At 70.4% G+C, this 4,442-nt stretch carries 5 protein-coding genes and 1 pseudogene; 5 read left to right on the top strand and 1 reads right to left on the bottom strand.

The features are described 5' to 3' along the window. Positions 1 to 578 precede the first annotated feature (578 nt). The 5 genes and pseudogenes from C1I97_RS32170 (at position 579) to C1I97_RS32150 (ending at position 2,967) form a co-directional block, all read left to right on the top strand. The gene (locus C1I97_RS32170) at positions 579 to 1,073 is read left to right on the top strand and encodes a MarR family winged helix-turn-helix transcriptional regulator (RefSeq protein ID WP_111006575.1); all 495 of its coding nucleotides are present in this window, start codon (positions 579 to 581) and stop codon (positions 1,071 to 1,073) included. Beyond that, positions 1,070 to 1,540, top strand: a complete 471-nt coding sequence (locus tag C1I97_RS32165; RefSeq protein ID WP_111006574.1) for a MarR family transcriptional regulator — start codon at positions 1,070 to 1,072, stop codon at positions 1,538 to 1,540. The genes C1I97_RS32170 and C1I97_RS32165 overlap by 4 nt, the downstream gene beginning before the upstream one ends. 53 nt (positions 1,541 to 1,593) lie before the next feature. Continuing rightward, positions 1,594 to 1,902 (top strand): annotated as a pseudogene (locus C1I97_RS32160) (Scr1 family TA system antitoxin-like transcriptional regulator); the annotation flags it as partial. Position 1,903: 1 nt separating this feature from the next. Continuing rightward, positions 1,904 to 2,122, top strand: coding sequence for a DUF397 domain-containing protein (locus tag C1I97_RS32155; protein WP_441349174.1), 219 nt, complete (start codon positions 1,904 to 1,906; stop codon positions 2,120 to 2,122). Between the two features lie 155 nt (positions 2,123 to 2,277). Beyond that, complete coding sequence (locus C1I97_RS32150) at positions 2,278 to 2,967, top strand: hypothetical protein (RefSeq protein ID WP_111006572.1); 690 nt, start codon at positions 2,278 to 2,280, stop codon at positions 2,965 to 2,967. A gap of 39 nt (positions 2,968 to 3,006) precedes the next feature. Here the strand turns inward: C1I97_RS32150 and C1I97_RS32145 are convergent. After that, positions 3,007 to 4,442: NCS1 family nucleobase:cation symporter-1 (locus C1I97_RS32145; RefSeq protein ID WP_111006571.1), on the bottom strand; the 1,436-nt coding region annotated here is incomplete at its 5' end.

Below are 4,442 nucleotides of genomic sequence, written 5' to 3'. Positions count from 1 at the left end.
CCTCCCTCATCGCCGCACAACGTCAGCGACAGGCTCCTCCCACCGGCCCAGCCCCCGGCCAGACACGCCGGAGCACCTCTGCAGATCAACCCGTACGCACCTCTGCACCAGAGCCCGTACGCCGACACGCGGCGTGCCGGCCTGCCGTGATCGGGCACATGGTCGGGGCCGCTCGGCCGGACTGCGGGTTGGAGGAGACCCTCAGCCCCGTTTCTCGAAGCCGTGCTCTGGCTTCATCCGCGTTCGCCCGGCCGACACACGGGGCGGGCGCGGTCGGGTGCTGGGGTTTCAGCGTCGTCATGCCTTGCGCTGTGACAGGACCGCAAGGTGTGGGCGGCGGCCCTTGCGCGCAGCGCCCTGGGCAGGGGCCGCCGTCCCGCCTGCCGTGCGGTGGCCAGAAGGGGAGCAGGCCCCGAGTCCTGCCGGGGATGCTCCCGCCTTCGCCGAAGTGATGTCCGTCTACGTGCTCCCGCCGCCGGGGATGGCCTCGGGCCAGGCCGGACGTGGTCCACGGGGGCGTCGTCACATCCGCCAGAAAATAGTAGCCATGGACATGGTAGCCATGTACTTTGTTCGGCATGAGCAAGGGTTCGCCGGGCCCCACGCCCGGTTTCCTGGTATGGCGGCTCGCCAACAAGTGGCGCGTCGCGGTCGATCGCGCGGTGGCTCCGCTGGGCCTCACCCACGCGCAGTACTCACTGGTCGCGTCGCTGCACGGCATGCAGCGCGCCGGTGAGCGGCCCAGCCAGCGCCGACTCGCCGACCACACCGGCCTGGAGGCGTTGTACGTCTCGAAGCTGGCACGCGCTCTGGAGTCGGCCGGCCTGATCGAGCGCACTCGCGATCCCCGCGACCCACGCGCCGTACAGCTCGCCCTCACCGAGCGGGGCCAGACCGTCACGCGGCAGGCCGTCACGGTGGTTCAGGAACTGCTTCAGCAGTTGCTGGAGCCGCTCGGCGGCCTCGATGCCCCGCGGACGCGCGCGTTCACCGACGAGCTGACGACCCTGCTCGATACACCTCTCGCTCCATCCGTACCGAACGACGAGAGCACCCAGGGGACAACACCATGACCACCACTGCATCCACCACCGCTGCATCCACCACCGCACCCGTCGCCGACGCCCGCGCCCTCGGCCTGGCCCACTACGCTGCCCGCGGCGTCCTGGAGCACGTCCTGGCCCGGCACGGCGTCACGTTCCAGCAGCAGATCGCCCTGCGCGCCGCCGTCACCGCCGACGCCCCGCAGACGCCGGACGATCTCGTCGCCCAGGTCCGGGGCTCCCTCAAGGTCGATCCGGCCGACATCCGCGCCACTCTCGACGAGTTGCTGGCCAGGCAGTTGCTCGTCGCGGACGGCGCGCACCTTCGCCCCACGGACGCAGGGCGCGAGCTGGTCGCCGCCGTCGGCGCGGAGACCGCCCCCATCACCGCCCGCGTCTGGGGCGGGATACCCGCCGAGGACCTGGCCGCCGCCGGTCGCGTCCTCGCCCTGGTCACCGAGCGCGCCAACGCGGAGCTCGCGGCACTGACCGCCTGACCGCCCGACCATCCGACCGAGCCGATCAAATCACGTATTTGGTCGCGGTGATGGCCGAACAACTGGAGCGCATTGCGGCACTGGCGCGCCGCCGCCGCATCGTTCCCCAGATCCTTCCGTGGAACTGCGGCCCGCACCCCCTCATGATGGGGGCAGCCACGATTATGGCTTTCCCCGATGCCCCGCCACTGGTCTACTTGGAGTCGCAACACAGTGGGGACACCATCGACGATCCGGCCCTCGTGAAGCAGTACCGCAAGGCATACGATCGGCTCAGGGCCGCCGCACTGCCACCGGAGGCGTCCCTCGCCCTGATCGAGGAAGCGGCTGAGGATTACCGAGATGGCAAGCACCGAGATTGACTTGAGCACCGCTGCCTGGCGCAAGAGCAGCTACAGCAACGGCGACGGCGGCGACTGCGTCGAGGTCTGCGACGCGCACACCGGCGTCGTCCCCGTCCGCGACTCCAAGGTCCCCCACGGCCCCGTCCTCACCGTTCCAGCCCCGGCGTGGACCGCCTTCGTCACCTCCCTCAAGGACTGGGCACAGGCCGCGTCGGCACCCAGCTCCGCCAGGACATAGGCGGCAAACAGCACGTCAGGAGCGGGTTGTTGTGACCGGGTGGGCACGGAGCGGAGTATCGCTTCCGCCCCACCCGGAGTCGTGTGACACTGAGGGCCCGTCCGCGATGTGGACCCGTTCCGCACCGCGTCCGTCCCCCACACGAGAAGTGCGCCGTGCGTGAACTTCCCCTGCCCCTCGCGCTCACCGCGCGTCTGAGTCCGGTCGTCGTGCTCGCCTGTGCGGGCTGGGCGTTGACGTCCGGGCCGTTCGCCGCCCCGCCCGCCGAGGACGGCAAGGCGGCCCAGCACCAGACGCGCGGCGCCGGTGGCCAGTCGTCCTCCGAGCCCTCCGCACCCTCGTCGACCGCGGTATCGAAGACGTACGCGACCGCGCCGGTGCCGTGCACCAGCGTCTCCGCGAAGACGATCACGTCCCTGGTGCCGGGCGCCAAGGCGGCGGGCAAGGAGATCCCGTCGACGGACACCACCGTGCGCCGTACCTGCTCCTGGAACGCGCTCAAGGACTACGACTACCGCTGGCTGGACGTGTCCTTCGAGATCATGGCCTCGGACGACGCGGCGCAGAAGTCGTACCAGCAGCGGGTCTCCGACAAGAGCGGCGGCGGCGCGGTACCCGGTCTCGGCGACAGCGCCTATTCGGTGGTGAACCTCACCACCGAGGCCAAGCAGGAGACCCGCGAGGGCGTCGTGATCGCCCGCGCCTCCAACGCGATCGTGACCGTCACGTACAACGGCAGCGACTTCGAGACGAAGAAGGCGCCCAGTACGGACGAGATCAACAAGGGCGCCATCAAGGCCGCCAAGGAGGCGGCGGCCGCGCTGGAGGGCGGCCACAAGGGCTGACCGTCCTCCGGCGCGGCCACCGGCGGCGCGCGCCCGGCGTCAGGCGTCCGCCCGTCGCCGGGTGCGCGCCGCCATCAGCAGCAGGTACAGCACCATCGACGTGCCCAGGCCCACCGCCCAGCCGTAGTCGGCGAGGGACCTCAGGGCGGGAATCGGACGGCCGTCGACCAGCGGGTGGAAGTCCGCGCCGCCGATGGCCAGCACACCGCCCACCAGGAAGGCCACGACCGCCCGCCAGTTCCAGCCGCCCGCGTACCAGTAGCGTCCGCCCGTGCGGTACAGGTCGACCAAGTCCAGCCGGGAGCGCCTGAGGATCCAGTAGTCGGCGATGAGGATGCCGGCGACCGTGCCGAGCAGGCCGCCGACCAGGCCGAGCCAGGTGAAGATGTAGCCCTGCGGGTCGGCGTACAGCTTCCACGGGAACATCACCACGGCGAGCACGGCGGTGATGAGCGCGCCGGTGCGGAAACTGACCTTGCGCGGCGCGACGTTGGAGAAGTCGAAGGCCGGGGAGACCATGTTGGCCGCGATGTTGACCGACAGCGTCGCCACCAGCACGGTCACCAGCGCGAACAGCAGTCCGGCGACGCTGTCCGTCTTCGCCGCCAACTGCACCGGGTCCCAGACCGGTTCGCCGTAGACGGCCTGCGAGCCGGAGGTGACCAGCACCGAAAGGAACGCGAACAGGGTCATGGTCGTGGGCAGGCCGAGCGCCTGGCCCCGGGTCTGCGCCTTCTGGCTGCGGCCGTACCGGGTGAAGTCCGGGATGTTCAGCGACAGGGTGGACCAGAAGCCGATCATGCCCATCAGGGCGGGCGCGAACAGCTTCCAGAAGTCCGCTCCCCAGCCCAGTTTCGAGGGCTGGTCGAAGAGCGGGCCGAGGCCGCCGGCCTTGTCGCTCATCCACCACAGCATCACGAACGCGCCGACGAGCACGAAGGGCGCCGCCCAGTTCTCGAACCGGCGGATGGTCTCCATGCCCCGGTGGATGATCGCGACCTGGATCGCCCAGAAGATCGCGAACGACAGCCACATCGTCCAGGCGTGGCCGCCGACCTCGGCGGCGTCGGTCCAGCCGCTCCCGATCAGTTTCCCGGCGAGGAAGTAGATCGCCTCGCCGCCGATCCAGGTCTGGATGCCGAACCAGCCGCAGGCCACCAACGCCCGTACGATCGCGGGCAGGTTGGCGCCGCGCACCCCGAAGGAGGCGCGGGCGAAGACCGGGAAGGGGATGCCGTACTTGGGTCCCGCGTGCCCGGTCAGCAGCATCGGGACGAGCACGATCAGGTTGGCCAGGGCGATGGTGAGCACCGCCTGTTTCCAGTCCATGCCGACGGCGATCAGGCCGGAGGCCAGGGTCCAGGAGGCCGTGTTGTGGGCCATGCCGACCCACAGGGCGGAGAAGTTGTACGTGGTCCAGGTGCGCCTGGCGACCGGGACGGGCAGCAGGTCCGCGTTGGCGTAGGGGCCGGAGG

The sequence above is a fragment of the Streptomyces sp. NTH33 genome, from assembly GCF_003236365.1.
GTDB lineage: Bacteria > Actinomycetota > Actinomycetes > Streptomycetales > Streptomycetaceae > Streptomyces.
This window is presented reverse-complemented; position numbering and strand designations above follow the sequence as displayed.

What these genes read in the sequence shown, in the direction of transcription:
- C1I97_RS32170 (WP_111006575.1), top strand. Translation starts at nt 579, where the DNA reads ATGAGCAAGGGTTCGCCGGGCCCCACGCCCGGTTTCCTGGTATGGCGG.
- C1I97_RS32165 (WP_111006574.1), top strand. Translation starts at nt 1,070, where the DNA reads ATGACCACCACTGCATCCACCACCGCTGCATCCACCACCGCACCCGTC.